This is a genomic window from Trichococcus collinsii, assembly GCF_900107505.1.
GTDB classification, from domain to species: domain Bacteria; phylum Bacillota; class Bacilli; order Lactobacillales; family Aerococcaceae; genus Trichococcus; species Trichococcus collinsii.
In genome coordinates, this window is record NZ_FNQH01000001.1 from 1 (window position 1) to 24,508 (window position 24,508).

Genomic DNA, 24,508 nt, shown 5'->3' on the forward strand with positions numbered 1-24,508 from the left:
AAAAATGTGCGGTGACGATGGCAAGAAGGTCACACCTGTTCCCATCTCGAACACAGAAGTTAAGCTTCTTAGCGCCGATTGTAGTGAAGGGTTTCCCTTTGTGAGAGTAGGACGTTGCCGCGCTTTTTGCTTTTCCGCAATAGCTCAGTTGGTAGTAGCGCATGACTGTTAATCATGATGTCGTAGGTTCGAGTCCTACTTGCGGAGTTTTTCGGTTAAGTCTCATGCATTTGATATGAATAAGATTTTATCGGAACTTGGAGAGTTGTCCGAGCGGCCGAAGGAGCACGATTGGAAATCGTGTAGGCGGGTTAAACTGTCTCAAGGGTTCGAATCCCTTACTCTCCGTATTCCCAGTTTAATAAATATCTTGGTCCGTTGGTCAAGCGGTTAAGACACCGCCCTTTCACGGCGGTAACACGGGTTCGATTCCCGTACGGATCATTGTTTCCAGCATTATGGAGGTTTAGCTCAGCTGGGAGAGCGTCTGCCTTACAAGCAGAATGTCGGCGGTTCGATCCCGTCAACCTCCATTGGTTCCGTGGTGTAGGGGTCAACATGCCTGCCTGTCACGCAGGAGATCGCGGGTTCAAATCCCGTCGGAGCCGTTTTTTTAAATTTTATTTTGGTCTGATAGCTCAGTTGGTAGAGCACTTGATTGAAGCTCAAGGTGTCGGCGGTTCGAATCCGTCTCGGACCATTTTTTATATGATGGAGGGATAGCGAAGTGGCTAAACGCGGCGGACTGTAAATCCGCTCTTTCGGGTTCGGCAGTTCGAATCTGCCTCCCTCCATTTTTTAAAAGCTTACTCTGAATAGGGGTATAGTTTAAAGGTAGAACTACGGTCTCCAAAACCGTCAGTGTGGGTTCAAGTCCTACTACCCCTGTTTTTTAAATTTATATCATGGCGATCGTGGCGAAGTGGTTAACGCACCGGTTTGTGGATCCGGCACTCGTGGGTTCAATTCCCATCGGTCGCCCTCTTTATTGGGCTATCGCCAAGCGGTAAGGCAACAGACTTTGACTCTGTCATTCGTTGGTTCGAATCCAGCTAGCCCAGTTTTTTTAAATAGTAACACCTCGGCGGTATAGCCAAGTGGTAAGGCACAGGTCTGCAAAACCTCTATCACCGGTTCAAATCCGGTTACCGCCTTTCCATAAGTAAGATGGAAAATTGCATTCTTCATATCATGCCGGCGTGGCGGAATTGGCAGACGCGCTGGACTCAAAATCCAGTGCCCGCGAGGGCGTGCCGGTTCGACCCCGGCCGCCGGTATCACACAGATAAGCTTGCGACGATGATTTCATCGTTGTACGCTTATTTTTTTTTGCGTAGCGAATCCGTATTTGGGGTTAGAATATAACCAGTGAATGTATATGCAAAAGCGGGTAGAGTGATGGGTATCGTTATCAAAAAAGAAGTCTGAAAGAAGCCCCTGTAGGTGAGAGGTCTTTCGGACTTTGTTTTGCGCCATGAAGGCCTAATTGTTGTATACTGTATGCGAGAAGGGGGATAGCGTTATGAATATATCTGAAGCAGCAAAAATTACAGGGCTCACAGCCGCAACGATGCGTTATTATGAAAGCGAGGGCTTGATCCCTCCGGTTACCCGGAAAAACGGTGGTGTCCGGGATTATCAGCAAGATGATCTTGGTTGGATCGATTTCATCAAGTGTATGCGCAGCGCGGGGATGTCGGTCGAGTCACTTATTGAATATACGACATTGTTCAGAGATGGTACGCAGTCGGATGAAGCGCGCAAAAATATTTTGATCAGGGAAAGAGATCAACTGCTTGCCAAACAGAAGGAAATCAATGAAACAATCGAAAAACTGAACAGTAAGATAAACAGCTTCGAAAGCAAACTGCATGATTCGGAGGAGAGCCTGATCCATTGAAGGCTCCTCAGCTCCGGGATAGTCCGGTAACCGAGTGGAATCATTTCCCATAAAGCAAAAAATCATCCAAATGGACGTTGCACCTAAACGTCTGCTTGGATGATTTTGTTGTTGCGTCAGATTATTAGCTTATGCTAGTGCGTCCAAGATGTCTTTTACGATCAGGTCAGGCATCAGGTGGAATTCTTTATACAGCACTTCCAGCGGAACATTGTCCGTAAATTCCTTTTTCGCGCCGAAATTAAAAACTTTAATAGCTGAGGCCCCATAGAAGGAAGCAATTTGCTCACCGAAACCGCCCGCCAATGAACCGTCCTCGAGCGTGACGACCAAGTCATGGGTCGCTTCCAGTTCCTTCAGTGTATCTGCGTCGACCTCGGTGATGGAGCGCGGATTGATCACGGTGATGTCCTCACCGGTTTCAGCCTTCATCTGATCAGCGACGCGTTCGCCGAGGGAAAGGAAAGAACCCAATGCCAGGATTGCCACTCTTTTACCTTTGCGGAGAATTTCGTAGGTTGGCGCTTGGAAGTCAGCCAGTGTATTTTCTCTGGAGACAACAGGTCCGTTCGGTAATCGTATGGCAATCGGTCCTTTTTCCTGTTTCAGAGCCCAATCCAGCATCGCAAGCAGTTCTTCCTTGCTTGTCGGTGCAAGATAGTTGAAATTAGGAATGCTCTTAATCAATGGGATGTCGAACAGACCCAGATGCGTCACTGCGCCACTGGAGATAGCTCCGCCACTGATGATCAGTACAGCCGGTAATTCGTTGATGCCAAGATCATGTGACATTTGGTCATAGGCTCGCTGCAGGAAGGTGATCGAGTGGAAGACAACCGGTTTGACGCCTCGGGAAGCCAGTCCGGCCGCAAACGTAATCGAGTGTCCTTCGGCGATGCCAACATCGAAATAGTGTTCCGGATGTGCGGCTTTGAACGCATTCAGGCCGAACATACCCGGGATGGCCGCGTTGATTGCAGCCAGTTTCATTTCATCATCATCCACAATTTTAATCAGATGATCCATGATGATTGAATTGTACGATTCCCCGGCAGACTTTCTCAAGCTTTCGCCTGTTTCCAGGTTGAAAGGTGAACGCCAATGGTAGTTCGTTTTTTCCTGAGTAGCTTTTTCGTAGCCGTGGCCTTTTTCGGTGTGGACATGGAGCACAAGTGGATGGCCAAAGTCCTTAATTTCGCGGAATGTTTCGATCATTTTCGCCAAATCGTTTCCTTCCTCGACGTAGCGGTATTCGAAGCCCAGTGCTTTGAATGGATTGTTGGCTGCTTCTCCATTTGTCGTACGCAGCTCGGACAAGGAACGATAAAGACCGCCAAAATTCTCATCGATTGACATTTCATTGTCGTTGACAATAACGATAAGATTGGACCCCAATTCTGCAGCGTTGTTCAGACCTTCAAAGGCCAGTCCACCGCTCAAGGAACCGTCCCCGATCAAGGCAACGATATTTCCTGTTTCCTTCTTCAGATCCCTTGCTTTAGCCATACCGACAGCGAGGCTGATGGATGTGGAGGTATGCCCCACCGTGAAGAAGTCGTGTTCGCTTTCGTGCTGGGAAGTGTAGCCTGTGACGGAATGGAAGTTTTGTTTGTCGACGAAGCCGTGTTTGCGTCCGGTAAGAATTTTGTGAGGGTAGGACTGATGGGAAACATCCCGGACAATCTTATCCTTTGGCGAATCGAAAACATGATGGAAAGCGATCGTCAATTCGGCGACGCCCAGATTCGGACCGACGTGGCCACTGACTTGGCTGACTTTGTTCAATACAAGAGACCTGATTTCTCCAGCCAATTGTTCCATCTCAACGAGGTTTAGTGCCTTAACGTCTGCGGGACTGTTCACTTTGTCTATGATTGTTGTTTGTAGTGTATGCAAATCAAAATCGCTCCTTTTGGTTGTACGTGCAGTTCTCAAGGGTGACCCTGCTCGTAATGTTCTATTTTCTTGTTCAGTTTTTCCAGCGTTTTTCCTAGTTCGTTGTAACGTTCCTCCATTTTTTTCTGTTCTTCAATCAGGATGTCCTTCCTGGCAATGACAGTTTCTTTGCCTTGATTGAACAAAGCCGTGTATTCGATCAAGGATTCGATCGACAAGCCGGCATTGCGCATGCATTTGATGAAATCGATCCATCCAAGATCGGAGTCTTCATACAACCGTACGCCGCCGTTGCCCCTCGTTACGGGCGGAATCAAGCCGATCCGTTCGTAATAGCGCAGAGTTACCGCTGTCAGCCCTGATTTTTCTGCTGCTTCTGAAATATTCATGCTTTTCACCTCCTGATTGGAATAACTTGTTTGATAGCTAAAGCTTACAACTTAAAGTGAAGGTTAAGTCAAGGAAAATTTTCAAATGGCCCCGATTTCCCTGTTGACTTAAAGCCAAGGTTAAGTTTATATGATCCTCAGCTCCGGTCAGATGGCGCTCCCCAGAGTACGAAAGTAACATTCAGAAGCATCTCCGGCGAAGGTCTCCTCATCGGAGAAGGCAAACTGAATATTGGCTGAACTTCGGCGAAGCCGCTGTTCACCGGAGCAAGTGCAACAGTAGCGTAACTGGTGCTGTTGCACCCAGAAAAGAACAAAGAAAACACGCACATCCTGTTGAGGTTGTGCGTGTTTTGACATTCATTGCGTCTTTTTTAAGCAGTTTGGATTTCCATAGCGGCCGATTTTTCCTCGTGCTCATAGTCTTCCTGCTGCAATGTTTTTCGTTTGACTGTGTAGAATAGAATGATCAACAGATTGAACGCAATCAGGATCGCTAACAGGATGAACAGATCCGTGTAGAGGCTTCCTCCGATGCCGAACAACTGGCGGTAAGCATCGATCGAATACGTCATCGGCAGGTAGGGATGGATTGCCTCGAAGAAGCTGTTGGACAGTTGGATTGGGTAAGTGCCGCCGGACCCAGATAACTGCAGAATGAGGAAAATCAACATCAGGAAAGAGCCGACTTTATCAAACAGCAAGTTGAAGAGCATGACGATTGATACCGATACGAGCGCAGTCAAAATGGTGATCAAAAGCATTTTTCCGATCGAGGACGGAGCCAATCCATTGACGCTCAAGAGGAGGCCGACCATAATGAGTGCTTGGCAAACGCCGATTGCTGCAAGTACAGAGATTTTGCTGGCCCACCAGCTGATGCCGTTTTTTGGATATTTCCTTGGGGTAAAGCTGTCGTACATTAGGTTCAAGCTGATTGCACCTACGAAGAGGGCTACGGACATCATGTAGGGTGCCATCCCGGTGCCGTTGTTGACTACTGGTGCCGTTTCAATTTGGTTCGCGATTACCGGTTCAGCCATCATCGCGTAGGTGTTCTCGTTTGCATCGACTTCTTTCAGAGCGGTGCTACCGTCGAGCAATTTAGAACCCAGTTCATCTGTGCCGCTAAGTAATGTGGTCAACCCGGCATTCAGTTGCTCTGAACCATCAGCCAATTGACGGGAGCCATCACTTATTTTAACAGCACCATTTGTAAGCTGTCCGGTTCCTTCTACGAGCAGGCTACCGTTTTCTGCTAGCTGCATAGTTCCGTCGGCCAGTGACTGTGTTCCATTCTGGAGTTCCGTTGCGCCTGATGCAAGAGTTCCGGTCTGTTCATTCAGGGTCTGCAGGCCGGCGCTTACTTGTTCGTTACCGTTCTTAAGGCTCTGTCCGCCTACAGCCAATTGTTCGGAACCGGATGTAAGTTGGGACATGCCGTCAGCCAGTTTTTGGGAGCCGTTTTGTGCGCTTCCGATAGCGGTCTGTAATGATTGGGCACCGGATAAAAGCGATTGGCTGGATTGGCCGATTCGGCCAAAGCCCGATACAAGCGTCGTCGCTCCGCTATAGACACTGGCGTAGCCAGTAGAAAGACTGCTGACGCTGGACTGGAGTGCGGCTACTTGTTGCCCGATGGCAGTGGCATCGATGCCACTCAATCCGGACAGAGCGCTGAGGCCAGTTGCCATTGTTTGGATCGAACCGGCTTGTTCATTTGCGACGGTCGCCAGCTGTGTAGAGACAGCTTGGCTGACGGCTGCGTACTGTTCAGATGTCAATTCGGTACCGCTTTGTGCGATTGCGTCCATGATGGCTGCGGTATTGCTGACAGGATCCGCAGCCGCCGTGATAGTATTGAGTTCGGTTTGAAATGACGAAATCATCGTGGATAAACCGTCCAGTTGAGACAGGGTGGTCGCCAAATCAGATGAAAGACTGGATTGCTGCAGTTGACTGTCGAGCGTTTCAATGCCGTTTTTCATTTGGTCGAGGCCGCTCTGCAATGCAGTCAGTTTTGCTTGTTGTTCCGCACTGGTGAGACTCGTGTTAAGCGCCGCTAAGCCTGCAGTCAACGATGCACTGCCTTCCGACACTTGGCGTATGCCACTGTTTAAAGTGTCCATACCCGTCGAAAGCGTGAGACTATTCGTCACCAAACTGGAAAGCCCGTTGCTCAACGATGTACTGCCTTCAGCTGTTGCAACTGCTCCGTCATTCAACTTACCGACGCCTGTTTGCAATGCCGGCATGGAAGCTGCCAGTTTGGAAGCACCATCGTTCAATGCTTGAGCGCCCTCATCCAGTCGGTCAACCCCACCCAGGTAGGTTTGCAATCCGACCGACAACGTATCGGCACCATCACTGAATGTGAGGGTACTGTTTGCAAGCGTTTCGAGATTTGTGGTTAAGCTTTCGTTGCCTTCCTTAATCTGGACAGTCCCGTCGCTGAGTTGTGCGCTGCCTTCAGCCGCTTCCGTCATTCCATCCGCGACAGCCTGCAGTTGGTCAAAGACGGTTTCAGCGTAGATTGCGGTCACTTCATCAGAGATGGTGTCCTTGATTTCATTTGCGGCAGAAGCGGTCAGCTTGGAGGCAATGTAGCTTCTGCCTGCGCTGGTCCGGTAAGTCAATTCCATCTGTTGGGGTGCTTCATCCAACAAGGTAGTCGCATTTTCCGAGAAATTCTCTGGGATGGTTAGCGCCATATAATAGCTGCCATCCTCTAATCCAGCTTCCGCTTCTTCCTGCGAGACGAAATCGAAGTCCAAAGCATCGGATTCTTGTAAACCGGTTACCAGCGAATCGCCGACGGCCAGGGTTTCTTCATTATACGAAACGGACTTGTCCTGATTCACGACAGCAACCGGCAGTTCGGCCAGTTTACCGTAGGGGTCCCACATGGAACTGAGGAAAAGGACTGTGTAAAGGGAAGGGATCAAGCTTATCCCGAACAGGATCATCATCATTTTTTTCGTTTTGAAAATTGTTTTCCATTCTTGCTTCAACAAAATAGTGCACTTCCTTCATTTAAATTTCGGCAGACAGGACGATGGATTCCCAATCTACGTTTTCGACCCTTTCCGAGCCTTCGACCAAGAGGGAATCGAGTGTGTATTGCTGCAAGCGGGCTTTGAATTGCTGTTCTGCATCGAAGAATACTTCAAGGACTTCCTTTTTTTTGTACTTGATTTTTTCCGCACGCAGGAACACCTTTTCGGCCAGATTGGTCGGCCGGACAAAGCTGTGCGTTCCTTCGATTGCTTCATAGATATGCAACATTGTGATTTCTTCAGGGGTCCAGTTCAGTCTGAATCCGCCGTCCTTACCGGCTTCGGAATCGACCAGTCCTGAAACGACAAGGGAGCGCATCACTTTCTTCAGGTAGGAATCGGAAACAGAAAGACGCTTGCTTAGGATAGTGCTTTTGATGGGACGTTGCTCGATTTGGGTAGCCAGCATGATCAATATGCAGATGGCCTGTTCCACGCCGCTTTTCATTTTCATCTTTTTCGCCTTCTTTCGTAGATATTTTTTATCCATAGATGTATTTTATCTCTTGTGGTTTGATTATTCAAGTGAAAAGATCCATTTGATCGCAAAAAAATAGCCGAGCAAACCAAGAAGCGGTTTGCTCGGTATTTTCTTTATAGATCAGAATATTTCAATTTTACGTTTAGTTGGAGGAGTAGGTTCTTTCTTAGGCAGCACCAAGTTCAGTACGCCTTCCGTCAAAGTGGCGGTGATATCTTCTTCGTTGATGCCTTTCAGATAAATTTCCCTGTGGACGGATCCCGAAGAACGTTCTTGGCGGATGATTTGGCCTTTTTCGTCTTTGTCGACTTTTTCCGATTTGCGATGGGCTGAAATGGAGAGAATGTCGTTATCATAATCCACAGTGATATCCTCTTTGGCGTAGCCCGGCAGATCGGCTGTCACTTGATAATTGTCCTCGGTTTCATGAACATCCATTTTTATTTCCTGGAAGAAACGATTTTGGAACAGCGATCCGGTATCCGACAGCAGGTCGAAGAAACTGTTGCTTCTGCGTAACTCGTTTGACATTTGAAAAATCTCCTTTCTTTTTGTTGAACCTTTTGTTCACCCCCAGTATATACCTACGGCCATCATAATTCCACTGATATGGATGCGATTCCAAAACGCGGTTGCAAAGCAATGGCTGATTCCAAACGGGTTGTATGGTAAACTGTTAGAGGAGTTTTGAGTCAGTTAACGCTTTGCGCCGTGTAATCGGGAAGAGGCCAGAAAGGATAATTAAATATGAAAAAAATTGAAGCGGGCAGTCTATATCTTAAACAGCATCGGAATATTTTTCAGTGTCCTATCTGCAAAGGAAGCTTTGAAACGGTGGATGGACATAGTGTTGTTTGCGCGAATGGGCATCATTTTGATGTATCAAAAAAGGGGACCCTGCATTTGTTGATGAAGGGAGGCCAGAACGAATACGGCAAGGAGATGCTGTCGAGCCGGAAAAATTTGGCGGATACCGGCTTTTTTTATCCGTTATTGGATGCTGTTTATGCCCATATCGATAATCCTGAGTCGGCGATAGTCTTGGATGTCGGCTGCGGAGAAGGTTCTCATCTGCATTATTTGACTGAAAAAGGCTTAGCTGGAACGAAAGTAGGCTTTGACATATCGAAGGATGCGATCCAGTTGGCGGCTGGGAACTTTTTTGAGGATGCTTTCTGGTGCGTGGCCGATCTGGCGCATTCACCTTTTGCGGAAAGTGCTTTCGATGCCATCTTGAACATCTTTTCACCATCGCAGTATCAGGAATTCGATCGTGTTCTGAAGCCGGGCGGAAAGGTCATTAAAGTTGTGCCGAATGCCAAGTATCTGATCGAGTTACGGGAGCAGCTGTACGCCTTGGATACGACAAAGAGAGAGTACGACAACCAACAAGTAGTGGATCGATTCTACGAAATATATCCGGATGCTGTCAGCGAAGAAGTCATCTATACAGTGGATCTTGATGAAAAAAGCTATGGATGGCTGATGGAGATGACGCCATTATCCTGGGGTGCTTCCGAAGAATCACTAGCAAACGCGGCGGCAAATCCTTTGAAGTCCGTCACTGTGGCAGTCACGCTTTTGGTCGCCAGCAAAACGATCTGATTTTCGCTCGCCAGCAATGAAGCCCAAGCTTCCAAAAAATGTTGACACAGTGGTGTGATATGCTATAATATGTATATCATTTTGTAGCCATTATTATCGTTTTGTTCCACAAAATGACCTTGACCAACGTATCGCATTCGCCGTGCCTGACACCGAAACGATACGTTTTTTTGTGCGTATTTTCGCAATCTTTTTCGGAGCTCGACGAAGGCACCGAACGGTACAACAAAATACTGATTGTCAGGAGCAAGAAAAATGAATTTTGCCGCATTGAAGGCTGAAATAATAGAAGAAAGCAAAAAGCTAGGTATCGATAAATTAGGTTTCACGACTGCCGAACCTTTTGAATATATGTTGGAAAGTTTGAAAGAGCAGCACGCGAAAGGCCATTCAGTAGGGTTTGAGCACCCGGTTCTGGATGAACGGATTTATCCGGACCGGATATTCGACGCGCCGCAAGCGATCCTTTCTCTCGCGTTGGCTTACCCGAGCAAAATGACCGAAAAGTCTGAGCGCATGCGCGGGGAACGCCGTGGTAAATTTTCGCGCGCTTCCTGGGGAACTGATTATCATGTTATCCTCCGCGACAGGATGGACCGCTTGATTACCTTCATTCAGGAAAAAATTCCGGACGCCCGCTTCAAGCCGATGGTGGACACGGGTGAATTGATCGATACCGTAGTGGCGCAGCGGGCAGGACTGGGGTTCATCGGGCGCAATGGGCTATTGATCACGCGCGAGTTCGGGTCCTATGTCTACTTGGGGGAAATCATCACGGATATCCCTTTCCCAGCGGATGAGCCGGGTGTCTTCGGCTGTGGGGAGTGCACGCGTTGTGTGGACTTCTGTCCGACCGGAGCGATCCTTGGCAATGGCCAATTGAACCCGAATATTTGCCTTTCCTATCAGACACAGACAAAAGGGTACATGCCGGAAGAGTACCGTAAAAAAATCGGACACGTCATTTACGGATGTGATATTTGCCAGCAAGTTTGCCCGTATAATCGAGGGATGGATTATCATTTGCATCCCGAGATGGAACCAGAACCGGAAAGCGTCACCCCTGTTCTGCAACCGATGCTGACGATTTCGAACCGCGAATTCAAAGAGCAATTCGGACATCTGGCAGGATCGTGGCGCGGCAAAAAGCCGCTGCAGCGCAACGCAGTCATTGCTTTGGCGAATTACCGAGACCGGACGGCGATTCCGGAATTGCTGCGGATGATTGAGAAGGATCCCCGACCGGTGCTGCGCGGGACGGCTGCTTGGGCCGTTGCGGAAATTGTGCGCGAAGCCAATCCGGAATTATTGGCTTTTTTCTCCGAACGACTTATAATCGAAGCGGACAAAGAAACCAAAGCCGAAATGGAGAAGGCTTATCTGAAAATACTTGAAATCAACGAAGCAGATTAATATAACAGAATAAAGGAGTTTCACTTATGACCAACCATATCGTACTATTTGAACCGCAGATCCCTGCGAATACAGGCAATATAGCGCGTACTTGCGCTGCAACCAATACAACTTTGCATCTGATCGAACCGTTGGGCTTTTCAACCGATGATAAGCAACTGAAACGTGCCGGGCTCGATTATTGGCATGACGTGAACATCATCCATCATGCGGATCTGGCGGCTTTCCTCGACTATCTGGGGGACCGCCAGCTCTATCTGATCACAAAGTTCGCCGACCGCATCTACAGCGAGGCCGACTTCACGAAGGACGAGGATGTCTTCTTCATCTTCGGTAAAGAGACGACTGGCCTGCCTGAATCTTTCATGCAGGAAAACGCTGAAAAATGCCTGCGCATTCCGATGAACGATGAGCATGTGCGCTCCCTGAACCTTTCGAACACTGCCTGCATGATCGTCTATGAGGCATTGCGCCAGCAAGGCTTCCCCAATCTGGAACTGACCCATACTTATGAGAACGACAAGTTGAAGGGTTGAACGAACCCGTTCGGCTTTTATAATTGAATCGCAATCCGTTCGGCCGAAAGCAAAAAAGCTTCGGCCGTTCTTTTTTTATTTCTGTTGAATAGGTATAATGGATGTAACGGAAAATCGAAAAGGGGATGGAATGATGGAAAAAGCTGCATTATTGGCCTTACAGAATGGATCGGATGTTCGCGGGATTGCGATTTCGACGGAAAAACATGAAGCGACGCTGACGGCGGACAAAGTGACGCGCATCGGATATGGTTTCGTTGACTGGCTTCAAAAAGGGAAAAACATCAGCTTGAGCGGCGAAAAGAAAGTCAAAATTGCAATCGGGCAGGACAGCCGCTTATCCGGAGGTGACATCAAAGCGGCACTAATGGCAGGCATGGCGCCTTATTCCATCGAGATCATCGATGTCGGCCTTTGCACTACGCCGGCGATGTTCATGTCGACGCAGTACGAAGATTACGCGACGGATGCAGCAATCATGATCACGGCCAGCCATCTTCCTTTTGAATACAACGGGCTGAAATTCTTCACCAAAACGGGTGGAGCGGAACACGAAGATATCGAAGAAATTCTGGAATACGCCTACGAAATGCCGGAAGCATTCGCGGAGAAAGAACAAGCCGCAGTTGTGACCGAGATGGATCTGCTTTCGACTTATGCAGCCGATCTCCAGGAAAAGATCCGCAAAGGCATCGCTTCAGCAGAAAATCCTGAGAAACCTTTGACCGGACGCCACATCATCGTGGATGCCGGCAACGGAGCGGGCGGATTCTTTGTGGAACGGGTACTGCAACCATTGGGAGCAGATACTGCCGGCAGCCAATTCTTGGACCCTGATGGTACTTTCCCGAATCACGTCCCGAACCCGGACAACAAAGCCGCAATGAAGAGCATCCAGGATGCCGTGATTGCAAACAAGGCCGACCTCGGGATCATCTTCGACACGGATGTGGACCGCTCCGCGATTGTCGACAGCGACGGAAAAGCATTTAACCGCAACAATCTGATTGCCTTGATTTCGGCGGTGTTGTTGAATGAAGAGCCAGGCGCGACGATTGTAACAAATTCGGCGACTTCCGCTCATCTGGAAACGTTCATAACGGAACTTGGCGGGGTCCAGGATCGTTATCTGACCGGGTACCGGAATGTCATCAACCGCGGCATCGAATTGAATGAAGCGGGCACCAATGCGGTCTTGGCGATCGAAACGAGCGGCCATGCGGCGCTAAAGGAAAACTATTTCCTGGATGACGGCGCCTACCTGATCGCAAAACTGCTGATTGCGGATGCGCAGCTGTCAACGGAGGGGAAGCGTTTGGGGGATCTGATCGCGACGCTTGGTCAGCCGGCTGAAACGATGGAGTACCGCTTTACGATCATCGAAGAACCGATTTTTGAAGTGGGCAATGCCATCATCAAGGATTTTGCAGCTTTCATCGCTGCGACCGAAGACATGGCTTTGATTGCGGATCATCTTGAGGGCGTGCGCGTGAATCTGAGCGGCCAGTACGGGGAAGGCTGGTTCATCTTGCGTTTGAGCCTGCATGAGCCATTGTTGGTATGGACAATCGAAAGTGATGCAGTCGGCAAACTGCCGTTGATCGCGAAGACCGTGCTGCCTTTCTTCAAAGGGCGTCCGGAGTTGGATACAGGGCATCTTCATTAAGAAATTTCATCAAAAAAAGACTTTGCGGCAGGCATTCAAAAGCCTGGTCGCAAAGTCTTTTTCGTTTTCTTATTCGGTTGCTTCGGGTTCTTCTTTTTCTTCTGAATCGGCAGATTCGATATGGTTTTTCAGCTTCCTTGTCGTGAAGATATCGATGACGAGGATCGAGTTTTTCTCTTTTTGGATCGCCTTGAAGCGGTAGCCGTGATATGCGATTTCTTCGCCTTCCTTGACGTCATACTTCTGGTCCAGCAGCCAGCCGCCCATCGTATCCACGTTTTCGTTGTCGATATCCAAGCCGAACAGATCGTTGACATCATCGATCAACATGCGGGCACTGATACGGTAATGGTTTTCGCCAAGCATAATGAATTCGGGTTGATCTTTCGTCTCGAAATCATCACTGATGTCGCCGACGATTTCTTCCACGATGTCTTCCATCGAAACAAGGCCGCTTGTGCCGCCGTATTCATCAATCAAAATGGCGACCTGGTTGTGTTCCTTCTGCATTTTGACCAAAAGTTCCTTGATCGGAATCGTTTCGATGACCGTGATGACCGGACGAACGAAATCAGTGACGGTGAATTTGCTTTCGTCCTTGTTTTGGACAGCTTCGACAAATGCGGCGAAGACTTCTTTGGTGTTGATGACGCCAACGATTGAGTCTTTGTCCTCGCGCATGACCGGATAGCGGGTATATTTTTCCTGTTGGACGACCTTCGCGATATCGGTCAGCGACATGTTGAAGTCCACCGCTACGATTTCCGTACGCGGAACCATGATTTCGCGCGCCATCCGCTCATCGAAGTTGAAGACATTTTCCACGAATTGGTACTCTTCGCGGTTGATTTCTCCGCTCTTCAAGCTTTGGCTCATGATCAGGCGGAGTTCTTCTTCGGACACATTGTCATCCGATTCGCCGATCGTTTTCATCCCGATCGCTTTGGAAATGCCGTTGGCGGTTTTGTTCAGCACAAAAATCAGTGGGAACATCACGCGGTACCAAATGTTCAACGGTTTTGCGATGCGCAGGCCCATTTTCTCCGTGCGGCTCAAAGCGACGTTTTTTGGAACGAGTTCACCGATGATGACTTGGATGGAAGTCAAAACAGCGAAGGAAACAACAAAGGACAGGATGGTTGCGGCCGCATCGGGAATCGGCAGGTTGCCGAAAAGCGTATCGAACAGGCGTTTAAAGGTAGGATCCCCTAACCAACCAAGAGCAAGGGAAGTGATTGTAACCCCCAGTTGTGTCGCTGAAAGATAGCTGTCCAGTTTCACGGTCATATTTTTCAATAATTTTGCCTGCGGATTTCCTTCTTCAACAAGGAAATCCAGCCGGGAAGGACGTATCCTAACGAGCACATATTCGGACATAACGAAAAATGAAGCGATGAAAAGGATGAGGAAAAATAATAGTAAGCCGGTTGTAATTGACATAATTGATTGTCTGCTTCCATTAAGGACAACAGACTTCACCTCCTGTGAAATAATGATCCTGGATAGGAAATTTCTTCACGAGATCTCTGGTTTCACGCTGAAACAAATGAAAGCGACCAAAAGAATCCCTGAAAATACGCGTTTTCGAAAATTCTTTTGGTCTACAGATGATTGTCATCTGATGCGTTCTGTCCCACTGGTGCCACCTACCTTAATAATTATTTAAGTAAAATACGGTTATTTCAAAACGATACTTATGCTAAAATTATAAATCAAAATAGAGAAATTGCAACACGAGCGCACTTCTGCGACTTAAGTCGGGTTTCTTATTTGAGCGATTCCTGTTACTATGATACGGAATCCTGTTATCGCAATGTGCTTTCATGTGAAAAGCTTATGTTGTGTCTCCACTGCCACGCGCACCGCAAAGGCATTCAGCAAGCCGGGGGGATGTAGAAAATGAAGAAGGATGAAAAAATGCAAAATAAATCATTTAAGGAAATGTTAAAAGCCGGGTGGGTCCGTTTCAACGAGAAACGCAAAAACCTTTGGCGGAAATACCGGATCAACAAGTTTATCGTATTGTTCTTATTGATCGGGACTTTGATCAGCAGCACCTATCTTGTTTTCTTGGCAAAGACAGCCAATGTCGAAAACCTGAAGGCCGGATTGGAACAGACAACGGTCATCTACGATCGCTACGGCAATGAAGCCGGAGAACTTTATTCGCAAAAAGGGACGTTCGTGACAATCGACCAGATTTCGACGAACATTCAGACTGCAGTCGTGTCAACTGAAGACAAGCGTTTCTATACGCATACTGGAGTTGATCCGATCGGAATCGGTCGTGCTGCTGTCGGCTTCGTGCTGAATGGCGGGAATATCGTCGGTGGGGGTTCGACGCTTACGCAACAGTTGGCCAAAAATGCCTACCTGACGTTGGATCAGACTTTGATCCGGAAAGCTAAGGAGCTTTTTCTGGCTTTCGAAATCGAAAGCAAATACACGAAAGACGAAATCCTTGAGATGTACCTGAACAACGCCTACTTCGGTTCCGGGGTGTGGGGTGTCGAGGATGCTTCGCAGAAATACTTCGGAATATCAGCAAGCGAAGTCAGCTTAGCGCAAGCGGCTGTTCTGGCCGGAATCCTGAAGTCGCCTAGCTATTACAACCCGATTGATGATTATGATGCGAGCATTGCTAGAAGGAATACGGTGCTGCAGCTTTTGGCAGATAATGCATTTGTCGATCAAGCCACCGCTGATGCGGCAATGGCTGAAGATATCAATGTGATGGGTACCTATTATGCAAACAGCAGCTACAACTATCCCTACTATTTCGATGCGGTCATTGACGAGGCCGTCAATACCTATGGCCTGGATGAAGAGGACCTGCTGAACCGGGGCTACAAAATTTACACCGGCTTGGATCAGGATTATCAGAATCAGATGGATACCGCCTATGCGAATGCCTATCTGGCGACTGCTGAAGAAGAAATGCCTTTACAGAGTGCTTCTGTGGCCTTGGAGCCGGCAACCGGGGATGTGCTTGCAATCGTCGGATCAACGGTGTACAAGGGTTTTCGGAGCTATAACCGTGCAACGCAGATGCCTATGGCACCGGGATCGACGATCAAACCATTGTCCGTCTATACGCCGGCTCTCGAGGCTGGCTATGAAGTGGATGCGGAAGTGCTGGATGATGATTCCTTGACTTACGGCGATGACGATTATTCTGTTTCGAACTATGATCGCAACAGCTTGTATGACACTTTACCGATGTACCAGGCGCTTGCCGAGAGCAAGAACACGTCCGCAGTATGGGTGTTGGACAAACTGGGCATCCAGAAAGGAATCGCCAAGTTGGAGGACTTCGGTATCTCCATCGGCGAAGCGGATGAGAATCTGGGCGCGATTGCGCTCGGAGGGATGAGCACCGGGGTAACACCGGTGCAGTTGGCCAGCGCCTATACGACTTTCGTGAACGAAGGAGTGCGAACGGAAGCGCGCTTCATCACGAAGATTGTCGATGCGACCGGAGCGGTGATCGTGGATAATACCAATCCGGAGACGAACCGTGTCACGACCGCCGCAGTCGCGGAGGAAATGACGAGCATGCTGATGGGTGTCTACGCTGAGGGTGGTACCGGTGCATCGGCGCAACCATCGAACGGCATGTTGATCGCTGGCAAAACCGGAACGACGGAGCTTGATCGGGAAACAGGTTACATCAAGTCGCAATGGATGGTAGGGTACACACCGGATCTTGTCGTCGCAACCTGGTTGGGGTATGACGAAACCAATGAAACCCACAATCTGAACGATGCCGGAAAGACGATGGCGAATTTGTACAGTGCCGAAATGGGCGCGTTGTTGTCGATCAGTCCGCAGACCGAATTTGCGGTCGCCGCTGCTGAAGAAACCTATGACAATGGTATCATTGGTGGATTCAAGACCGGTCTGGATGAGTTCATGAACGAAATGGGTTCGTTCGGTCAAAGCATCGGCGAGGGTTCACAAAAATTGTTCGACTGGGCCAACGAGGCTTTCGGTCAATAAGAAATGATTTAAGGAAGGCAAGCTGTGATGGCTTGTCTTTTTTTAGTGCATATTCACCTCATCAAAAAAATTGTGAAAGAACTTAAACGTCGCACTGTGACATTTGAGTGCCTAAGCTGACTACCACACACAGACAAAAAGCGTCCGCTTTATGTTAGTCCTCTTAGTGCTCGATTTCTACCCGGGATTCATCACGCTCTATGTAAATGCGTTCTGATTCGCAGGGGATTCCGCCTAAGCTGCTATTACGTCACGGCCAAAGAGCGGCCGTTCTCGTAATTTCCTCTTAGTGCTCATCCCCTCCCGCGAATCATCACGCCCTCTAATTTTTCCGAACGTATTTTCGTGTTTTTTGATGGCTTTATTGTTCGGATAATGTTATAGTTTATGTAATATGCGAATGGAAGGAATGGGATAATGAGTAATATTTATGATACGGCTTATGAGTTGGAAAAAAATCTGCGTGAGGCTTCTGTTTTTACTGAGTTGTCTTCAGCTTATGCTGCAATGAGAGAAGATAAAGTGGCTTTTGAGTTATTTGAGGAGTTCCGTAATGTGCAAATCGGACTACAACAAAAACAAATGACAGGTGGAGCGATCACTGATGACGATGTGGCTTCTGCTCAAGCAATCGCTGAGAGAGCATCCGGCAACGAAGTTATCCAATCTTTGATGGCTAAAGAACAACAGTTGAGCCAGTTGATGGAAGAAGTCAACGCCATCATCACAAAACCATTGCAAGAATTATACGCGCCTGCACAAGATTAAGACTTAATTTTTGACGATAAGCTGTGACCATTTCCGAAAAAATGGCCGGATGATAGATAAGGACAGGATTCAACGCATTGCCTATCAATGCCGTCCAATATTCTTCATCCGATATTTAGCGGAAATGGCGCAGTTTTTTTGATTTTATATGACCGATTCCAAGGAGATTTGATTTGCCAAATTAAGTATAGAATGCGGAAAGAAGGACAGCTTGTGATTACATTTATCCATACAGCGGATCTCCATCTGGATAGCCCTTTTAAGGGGATAAAACAGCTGGAACCGCAACTTTTTGATGCCATTTACCAGTCAACTTTTGATGCTTTTCGGGAATTGGTGACGCAAGCCATCTCGGCAGATGTGGATTTTTTTCTGATCAGCGGTGATATCTACGATGAGGAGAATCAGAGCGTAAAGGCGCAAGCTTTTCTGAGGGATGAACTGGGGCGGCTGGATCGTTCCGGTATCCCAGTTTATTTGTCACATGGGAACCACGATTTTCTCGGAAGGGAAGCACTAAAACTGCAGCTTCCCGAAAACGTCACAGTCTTCGAAAAAGAGGTCGCGACAGAATTGCTGACCACTAAAGTAGGGGAAAGGGTAGCCATCACCGGCTTTAGTTATCCTTCCAGATGGGTCGAGGAACGGATGATCGTCGAATACCCGAACCGGAATCACAGCGTGGATTACCACATCGGGATGTTGCATGGCTTTCTTGAAGGCTTGAACTCTTCTGAAGGCGTCTATGCGCCGTTTTCTTTAGGCGAATTGAACGCGAAAAACTATGATTATTGGGCTCTGGGGCATATCCACAAAAGGCAGCAGCTGCAGACGGCTCCGCCTGTCGTATATTGCGGCAATACACAAGGACGCAATCCGAACGAGACCGAAGCGAAAGGCGCTTATTTGGTGACGCTCCAAAAAGGGATGGCGGCGACGCTGTCCTTTCTCCCGACGGCTCCAATCGTTTGGGAAAAAGAGACAATGTCGTTGCTTGGATGCAAAACCCTGAATGATGTATTTACGCGCATCGAAGAACGCATGGACTACTATCGCTCCCAGAGTGGATCGAGCATTTTGTTGTCGCTGCTGTTCACGGATATACAGGAGCTTCATCCAGATGTCGTCAAAAAGATTGAGGACGAAGAGATGCTGGAAGGTGTCAGACAACGGTTGGACCGGCCTTTCATCTACCTTTATCAGTTGAAAGTTGCGGTGGATACGGAGAAGGAACTGTTTTCTTTTGATCAGGTCATGAAGGAAAGTTTTTCGAAAAGTTGGACGGAAATCAGTGGCGATGACGTATTCTATAAACAGCTGGACAACTTTTTCCAACATCCGCTCATCCGGACGACATTCCCTGATTTAAAAAAAGACCGAGGCTTTAAAGAGGAAGTGCTGGCTGCAGCAAAGACCAGGCTGGTGCAGGCAGTCGCGTTTGAGGAGGAAGACAGTGAAGATACGGAAGATTGAAATATACGGTTACGGAAAATGGGTAAACCGAACATTTGATGATGTGCAGGATCTACAGGTCTTTCATGGCAAAAATGAAGCTGGAAAAAGCACGTTGTCCTCCTTCATCAACAGCATCCTCTTCGGGTTTCCGAGTGCACGCAAGAAAGATCAGAACCTGTATGTTCCGAAACAAGCGCAAGCATATGGCGGCCGCTTGTTTCTCGAGGACACGCGGTTCGGGGATGTCATAGTGGAACGGGTGAAAGACCGCAACAAAGGGCAAGCACTCGTAACACTTCCGGATGGTGTACAGCAGATGACCAAAAATCTCGGGAGATTCCTGCTAGGGATGGATCGGGAGACTTTTGAGTCTCTATATACATTCAAAATAGACAGCTTGCTTTCCTTGAAAAAAATCCAAAAAGAAGATCTCAATCATTATCTGTTGAGCATCGGTACCAGCGGGAGCGAACGCTTGCTGCAATTAGCGAAAGAATACCGGGACGAAGCCGCGAAACGATTCAAACCAACAGGAAGCGTGCCGCCATTGAACAAGAAGATACAGGCAGCTGAAAAACTGCAAAGGAAGCTGCAGCAAGCAAAAGCAAAAAATGCGACCTATGAAACTTCGCTTCTCGATTTATTGGACAGCCAAAAACAGCAGGCCGAATTATTATCCCGTCAACAGGAACTGGAGCAGGAACAAACTGCAATCGCAGAAAGTTTACGGTTGGCGGATAGTTATCAGGAGTGGAAACGACTGAATAGGGAAATCACGGCAGTCGACTATAGTGAAGTGCCGGAAGATGCCCGTTATCAGTGGCAAAACCAACAGGAAAAAATGGCAGGTTCGATCCAAGCGCAAACGCAACTCCAGGAAAGGTTAGCGCAGTTGCAGAAACAGTTGGGCGAATTTGTCCATGTGGAATGGTACAAGGAGCATCAGTCCGATTTTGCGGCTTTGCAGCACAGTGCAGCCAAAACGCAAGCCGATCTGAATAAAATCACTTATCTGGAAAATGAAATCAGCAGCAACAAAGCTGATTTGGCCAAACAAAAAATGGGTCTGGGGTTGAATCTGGCCCTGCCCGCTCCGGAGCCGCTCAAGGAAGAAGAACGAGTGCAGTTGCAGCAGTTTGCGCAGGGCATCCGACAGATCGAAGAACAGCTGCTGCGGTTGGATCACAACATCGGTTTCCATGAGGAACAGCTGGAAACCCTCCAGCAAGAAGAGACTCGCCTCCAACACGAGAAGCTCACTGATGAAGCGTATGCCGCGCTGCAAAGCGATGTGCAACAGCCGAATCAAAGAATTGCTGCACCCGCCCCAACGAAAAAAAATCCGCTCGGCATGATGTTACTGACTGCTTCAGCTGTGTTTGTGGTCCTGTCCTTTGTTCTGGCGGACTTCAGAATAATTGCTTGGGTGTTGGCCGCTTTGCTTGCTGTCGCTAGTGTTTTCCTGCTGGGAAAGAAGCCTCAGACGACAATCAAGGATGCCGCCTTCCAGGAAGGCTCCTCCGAAAATGCGATGGAGCAATTTCTGAAGCAGGCTGCTGTTCGGGAAAGAATCTCGGCTGTAACAAGAGAGCTCGAAGAGTTGCAGGATAAGTTTTTGAAACTTTTGAACAACCGTGAAGAGCTGGAAGAGCGCGGAAAAACGCTCAAAACCGAATTGGAGACCTTCCTACAGCAGAAAGGCTACCCGGCCCGAATGACGGCAACGGAAATCCTTCAATTGGATCCCGGTGCCGTGTTGGCGGAGAAGGCTACCCTGATCATCAAACAGGAAGCCGAAATGCGCGAGCTTAATCTTGCTGTGGATAATTGGAACGAGCAAACTGCGTTCATCCGCAGCCACTTCCATTTTGAACATCTGACAGTCAGCGAAATGGTCGCACGCCTTTCCGAGATACAGAATGCCGTCATTTTGGAAGAAAATATGGCTTCAAATCTTAAGGATAAAATCAATGAACTGAAGCAAGAATTGGAACAAATCCAACGCGGCCTTGCCGAGTCCCATCAACAGAGACAGCGGCTATTGGATCAGGCAAATGCAAAAACGGAAGCAGAATTTTATCAACTGTTGGCGCTGAAGGAGAAACAAGAACAGAACCTCAAGCGCAAAGAATTGCTGGATGAGCAAGTCAATGGGCGCGAGCAACTCTTGGATCATTATGGCGATGCCAAGAAAAGCGCAGTCCTTTATGAAAATAACGAACTGGAAATGCAACGGTTGAAGGCCAAACTGTCGAAACTACAGAGAACGGAAGTGGAACTGAAGCATCAGCTTGAACAATTGGAAGAAGGCGGGACTTATAGCGCCTTGCTACAGGAGTTCGCTTTGGCCGAGACCGAGCTGAAGGACCTTGCCGTAGAGTGGGCCGGCTTGGTTACAGCCGGAGAATGGATTGAAGGGGCATTGCGGTACGGGAAAGAGGATCGCCTGCCGCTGATGCTCGATGACACGATAACCTTCTTCAGTCGGTTGACGGAAGGGGCATACACCAGCATCGCATTCCAAAAGAACGGCATGAAGGTGCAACGTAAGGATGGAACAACCTTTTTACCGAATGAATTGTCGCAAGGAACAGTGGAACAGTTGTACATTGCATTACGGCTTGCGTTTGTGAAGAACACTGCCGATATTGTCAGTATGCCGATTTTGATCGATGATGGTTTTGTGAACTTTGATGATGACAGGAAAAATATCATGTTCACATTGCTTGAAGAATTGAGTGAAGATGTACAGGTGCTCTTTTTCACGTTTGATGACGCTTGCGTTCAACGATTTTCACAGAAACAAGTATACATGTTAAAATAGGAGTGAAAGGGGCTGGTAGGCGTGGCCAAAAAAATATATGAACACGAAATAGATGATAATTTTGAAATTTATGTGCTGATCAAAAGTGCGGATATCCGTCTGGCAAAAAATGGCAAGAAATTCATCGCCTTTACTTTTCAGGACCGAAGCGGTCAAATCGACGGGAAGTATTGGGACGCAAAAGAGGAGGACATCCTGCAATTCCAGTCCGGCCAAGTCGTTGCGGTAACAGGCAAAAGGGAAATGTATCAGAACAATCCCCAACTGCGTATCACAAAACTAAGGCTAGCCCACGAAGGTGAACCAAACCGACCGGAACTCTATATGGAGCGTGCGCCCTTGAAATCTGAAGAAATGGTTGAGGAAGTCAGCCAAATCTTGTTTGAAATCACGAGTGCACCAATCAATCGGATTGTCCGCCATATACTCAAAAAATATCAACGGGAGTTTTTCGAGTATCCTGCTGCAAAACGTCACCATCATGCTATCGTAGGCGGACTGGGTTTCCATACGGTATCGATTTTACGGATGGCGAAAACGGTCATCCAACATTATCCTACGGTCAATAAATCGTTGCTGTACGGGGGAGTAATTCTCCATGATATCGGGAAAACGATTGAGTTAAGCGGCAGCATGTCGACCGAGTACACCCTGAAAGGGAATCTGATCGGCCACATCGTTCTGATTGACGAAGAAATCACCAAAGCTTGTCTATCTCTGAATATCGATGAGGATAGCGAAGAAGTGATTTTGTTGAAACATACAGTGTTGGCGCATCACGGCAAGCAAGAATTCGGTTCACCGGTGACGCCTCATCTTTTGGAAGCTGAAATTATCCATCACCTTGATAATTTGGATGCTTCCATCAATATGATCGACACTGCTTTATTGCGTACGACACCGGGTACATTCAGCGAGCGTATTTTCGGGTTGGAGAACCGCAGCTTCTATAAGCCGGTTTTTACCCAACCTACTGAAGAAGGGCAATGACAAAAAGTACATCAGACTGCTTGTTTCTTTAAGCAGCCTGATGTACTTTTTTGCATCCTGAGGTTGAGTAATACCGGTTGATAGATGCTTGCGTGGAGTCACACAGTTGAGATAAGGCTAGGGCGTTGGCTGTTTGGATAGATGGATTCGCTGAACAGTCAAGACAAAGCTCGTCCGTCGGCTGTTTGGAGGTGCTGGAGCGCCAAACAGTCGACGACGGCCCTCCGCCTTGCCGGTGCCACCGGCAAGCCTCAAGCATCTACGAAATTAAGACGCCGCCAACAAAAAAACACGCAAACTCCCAGCATCATTAGCCGGTAGCTTGCGTGTTTTACATTATTAGGTATTAGTTTGCAGATTCGGATGTAGCTGATTCCGCTTCAGAACTAGCTGTTTCTGAAGTTGTTGCTTCAGATGTTGCGTCTGATGAGCTTGTTTCTTTAGCAGGCAAGAATTGATCGATTGCTGCTGCCAAATCTTCGTCCTTGATTTCAACATTTGCAGCTTGGACGATTGTGGACATGACGGAAGTCAAGTAATCGTTGTCGGCAAGTTTTTCGTCCATCATCACTGTTTCGATGTTTTCACGTTCTTCTTCCAACGTTCCTTTTTCTGTCTTCTCAATCATTTTGATGATGTGGTAGCCGTATTCGGTAGCAACAGGTGTTTGTGTCACTTCTCCGACTTCTAGCGCATAAGCAGCTTCTTCGAAGGCTGCGACCATATCGCCTGCTCCGAACAATCCTGTTTCTCCGCCGTTTTCAGCAGTCGCTGTGTCGGTAGAGTTGGCCTTAGCCAATTCAGCGAAATCAGCACCTGCATTGATTTGGTTGATCAAATCTACAGCAGTTGCTTCATCTGCCACCAAGATATGCTGTACGTTGATTTGTGGTTGGTAGGCTTCATAATAGGCCTCCACTTCTTCATCCGTGAAAGTCGTTTCAGCTCTTACTGCTGCTTCGATAAGTTTGTTCAAATATAATACATCTTGGTATTCTTGTTTATTTGCGAAGCCTGATTGTGACAAGATGTAGTTGAATGTTTCTTCTCCGCCGTATTGTTCAATGGTCGTCAACAGTTCAGCTTCTGTTTCAGCTTCCAATTTATTGTCTCCGATTTTATCGTTCAATACATCGATCAAAATCAGACGTTGCAAGACGGTTTCGCCGATTGATGCTTTCATTGCGTCGTATAATTCATCTTTTGTGATATCGCCTGCTGGAGTCGTTGCGACAGTTTCGCCGGTCGAGCAGCCTGCTAATGTGATGGCCGTCAGGAAAGCAACGGATGTCAATGCTAATTTCTTTTTCATGAATGTGGCACTTCCAATCTATTTCTATTTATCTATCTCATGAATAACCATCTATAAATATATCATAAACGCCTTGATTATGGAAAATATTCCTTAAAAACGCTAGCAAACTTCTCAGAAACTTCATATCTGCCGGCCAATCTGAAATCCAACGAAAAAAGCAACATAGAACAAAAAGAGGGGCCTCTGCCGCTTAAGGTGGCAAAGTGCTCCTCTTT

Annotated in this window: 17 protein-coding genes, 12 tRNA genes and 1 rRNA gene; 23 read left to right on the top strand and 7 right to left on the bottom strand. The window is 47.8% G+C overall.

Annotated elements, in window-relative coordinates; genetic code table 11:
* Nucleotides 1-7 precede the first annotated feature (7 nt).
* From rrf to BLV66_RS00070, 14 genes are all read left to right on the top strand, one after another.
* Nucleotides 8-123, top strand: a 5S ribosomal RNA gene (gene rrf / locus BLV66_RS00005).
* 10 nt (nucleotides 124-133) lie between these two features.
* A tRNA-Asn gene (locus tag BLV66_RS00010) sits at nucleotides 134-207 on the top strand.
* A gap of 52 nt (nucleotides 208-259) precedes the next feature.
* Nucleotides 260-348, top strand: a tRNA-Ser gene (locus BLV66_RS00015).
* 24 nt (nucleotides 349-372) lie between these two features.
* Nucleotides 373-444 (top strand) — tRNA-Glu (locus BLV66_RS00020).
* A gap of 16 nt (nucleotides 445-460) precedes the next feature.
* Nucleotides 461-533, top strand: a tRNA-Val gene (locus tag BLV66_RS00025).
* 2 nt (nucleotides 534-535) lie between these two features.
* Nucleotides 536-608 (top strand) — tRNA-Asp (locus BLV66_RS00030).
* 19 nt (nucleotides 609-627) lie between these two features.
* Nucleotides 628-700: transfer RNA gene (locus BLV66_RS00035), tRNA-Phe, on the top strand.
* Nucleotides 701-713: 13 nt separating this feature from the next.
* Nucleotides 714-794 (top strand) — tRNA-Tyr (locus tag BLV66_RS00040).
* Between the two features lie 23 nt (nucleotides 795-817).
* A tRNA-Trp gene (locus BLV66_RS00045) sits at nucleotides 818-888 on the top strand.
* 20 nt (nucleotides 889-908) lie between these two features.
* Nucleotides 909-981, top strand: a tRNA-His gene (locus BLV66_RS00050).
* 8 nt (nucleotides 982-989) lie between these two features.
* Nucleotides 990-1,061: transfer RNA gene (locus tag BLV66_RS00055), tRNA-Gln, on the top strand.
* Nucleotides 1,062-1,083: 22 nt separating this feature from the next.
* A tRNA-Cys gene (locus BLV66_RS00060) sits at nucleotides 1,084-1,154 on the top strand.
* Nucleotides 1,155-1,193: 39 nt separating this feature from the next.
* Nucleotides 1,194-1,277: transfer RNA gene (locus BLV66_RS00065), tRNA-Leu, on the top strand.
* Nucleotides 1,278-1,522: 245 nt separating this feature from the next.
* Nucleotides 1,523-1,900, top strand: coding sequence for a MerR family transcriptional regulator (locus tag BLV66_RS00070; RefSeq protein WP_086985512.1), 378 nt, complete (start codon nucleotides 1,523-1,525; stop codon nucleotides 1,898-1,900).
* Between the two features lie 129 nt (nucleotides 1,901-2,029).
* On the opposite strand, the gene BLV66_RS00075 is transcribed toward BLV66_RS00070, so the two are convergent.
* From BLV66_RS00075 to BLV66_RS00095, 5 genes are all read right to left on the bottom strand, one after another.
* Nucleotides 2,030-3,796 (bottom strand): 1-deoxy-D-xylulose-5-phosphate synthase, encoded by a 1,767-nt coding sequence (locus tag BLV66_RS00075; protein WP_086985511.1) that lies wholly within the window; start codon nucleotides 3,794-3,796, stop codon nucleotides 2,030-2,032.
* Between the two features lie 35 nt (nucleotides 3,797-3,831).
* On the bottom strand, nucleotides 3,832-4,185 hold the full coding sequence (locus BLV66_RS00080) for a MerR family transcriptional regulator (protein WP_086985510.1): 354 nt from the start codon (nucleotides 4,183-4,185) through the stop codon (nucleotides 3,832-3,834).
* Between the two features lie 374 nt (nucleotides 4,186-4,559).
* Nucleotides 4,560-7,199, bottom strand: coding sequence for a YhgE/Pip domain-containing protein (locus BLV66_RS00085; RefSeq protein WP_086985509.1), 2,640 nt, complete (start codon nucleotides 7,197-7,199; stop codon nucleotides 4,560-4,562).
* A 19-nt stretch (nucleotides 7,200-7,218) separates the two neighbouring features.
* A complete protein-coding gene (locus BLV66_RS00090; protein WP_086985508.1) occupies nucleotides 7,219-7,695 on the bottom strand; it encodes an RrF2 family transcriptional regulator in 477 nt (158 codons plus the stop codon).
* A gap of 147 nt (nucleotides 7,696-7,842) precedes the next feature.
* Nucleotides 7,843-8,253: an Hsp20/alpha crystallin family protein gene (locus BLV66_RS00095; RefSeq protein WP_086985507.1), complete on the bottom strand. Its 411-nt coding sequence runs from the start codon at nucleotides 8,251-8,253 to the stop codon at nucleotides 7,843-7,845.
* A gap of 216 nt (nucleotides 8,254-8,469) precedes the next feature.
* On the opposite strand from BLV66_RS00095, the gene BLV66_RS00100 reads away from it, so the two are divergent.
* The 4 genes from BLV66_RS00100 to BLV66_RS00115 all read left to right on the top strand — a co-directional run bounded on the left by BLV66_RS00100 (nucleotide 8,470) and on the right by BLV66_RS00115 (nucleotide 12,942).
* Nucleotides 8,470-9,327, top strand: a complete 858-nt coding sequence (locus BLV66_RS00100) for a methyltransferase domain-containing protein (RefSeq protein WP_086985506.1) — start codon at nucleotides 8,470-8,472, stop codon at nucleotides 9,325-9,327.
* Nucleotides 9,328-9,582: 255 nt separating this feature from the next.
* Complete coding sequence (gene queG, locus BLV66_RS00105) at nucleotides 9,583-10,740, top strand: tRNA epoxyqueuosine(34) reductase QueG (RefSeq protein ID WP_086985505.1); 1,158 nt, start codon at nucleotides 9,583-9,585, stop codon at nucleotides 10,738-10,740.
* A 26-nt stretch (nucleotides 10,741-10,766) separates the two neighbouring features.
* Nucleotides 10,767-11,276 (top strand): tRNA (uridine(34)/cytosine(34)/5-carboxymethylaminomethyluridine(34)-2'-O)-methyltransferase TrmL, encoded by a 510-nt coding sequence (gene trmL / locus BLV66_RS00110; protein ID WP_086985504.1) that lies wholly within the window; start codon nucleotides 10,767-10,769, stop codon nucleotides 11,274-11,276.
* A 133-nt stretch (nucleotides 11,277-11,409) separates the two neighbouring features.
* On the top strand, nucleotides 11,410-12,942 hold the full coding sequence (locus tag BLV66_RS00115) for a phosphohexomutase domain-containing protein (RefSeq protein ID WP_425445307.1): 1,533 nt from the start codon (nucleotides 11,410-11,412) through the stop codon (nucleotides 12,940-12,942).
* A gap of 69 nt (nucleotides 12,943-13,011) precedes the next feature.
* Here BLV66_RS00115 and BLV66_RS00120 read toward each other — a convergent pair whose 3' ends face one another.
* On the bottom strand, nucleotides 13,012-14,382 hold the full coding sequence (locus BLV66_RS00120) for a hemolysin family protein (protein WP_086985502.1): 1,371 nt from the start codon (nucleotides 14,380-14,382) through the stop codon (nucleotides 13,012-13,014).
* A gap of 459 nt (nucleotides 14,383-14,841) precedes the next feature.
* On the opposite strand from BLV66_RS00120, the gene BLV66_RS00125 reads away from it, so the two are divergent.
* From BLV66_RS00125 to BLV66_RS00145, 5 genes are all read left to right on the top strand, one after another.
* Nucleotides 14,842-16,941 carry a PBP1A family penicillin-binding protein gene (locus BLV66_RS00125; protein WP_086985501.1) on the top strand — a complete coding sequence of 700 codons (2,100 nt, stop codon included), beginning with the start codon at nucleotides 14,842-14,844 and terminating at the stop codon, nucleotides 16,939-16,941.
* Nucleotides 16,942-17,358: 417 nt separating this feature from the next.
* On the top strand, nucleotides 17,359-17,709 hold the full coding sequence (locus BLV66_RS00130; protein WP_086985500.1) for a YlbF/YmcA family competence regulator: 351 nt from the start codon (nucleotides 17,359-17,361) through the stop codon (nucleotides 17,707-17,709).
* A 213-nt stretch (nucleotides 17,710-17,922) separates the two neighbouring features.
* A complete protein-coding gene (locus BLV66_RS00135) occupies nucleotides 17,923-19,182 on the top strand; it encodes a metallophosphoesterase family protein (protein ID WP_176974072.1) in 1,260 nt (419 codons plus the stop codon).
* A complete protein-coding gene (locus tag BLV66_RS00140) occupies nucleotides 19,163-21,988 on the top strand; it encodes an ATP-binding protein (RefSeq protein WP_176974073.1) in 2,826 nt (941 codons plus the stop codon). The genes BLV66_RS00135 and BLV66_RS00140 overlap by 20 nt, the downstream gene beginning before the upstream one ends.
* Before the next feature lie 21 nt (nucleotides 21,989-22,009).
* The gene (locus BLV66_RS00145; RefSeq protein WP_086985497.1) at nucleotides 22,010-22,978 is read left to right on the top strand and encodes a 3'-5' exoribonuclease YhaM family protein; all 969 of its coding nucleotides are present in this window, start codon (nucleotides 22,010-22,012) and stop codon (nucleotides 22,976-22,978) included.
* A 346-nt stretch (nucleotides 22,979-23,324) separates the two neighbouring features.
* Here BLV66_RS00145 and BLV66_RS00150 read toward each other — a convergent pair whose 3' ends face one another.
* Nucleotides 23,325-24,290, bottom strand: a complete 966-nt coding sequence (locus BLV66_RS00150) for a peptidylprolyl isomerase (protein ID WP_086985496.1) — start codon at nucleotides 24,288-24,290, stop codon at nucleotides 23,325-23,327.
* Nucleotides 24,291-24,508 lie beyond the last annotated feature (218 nt).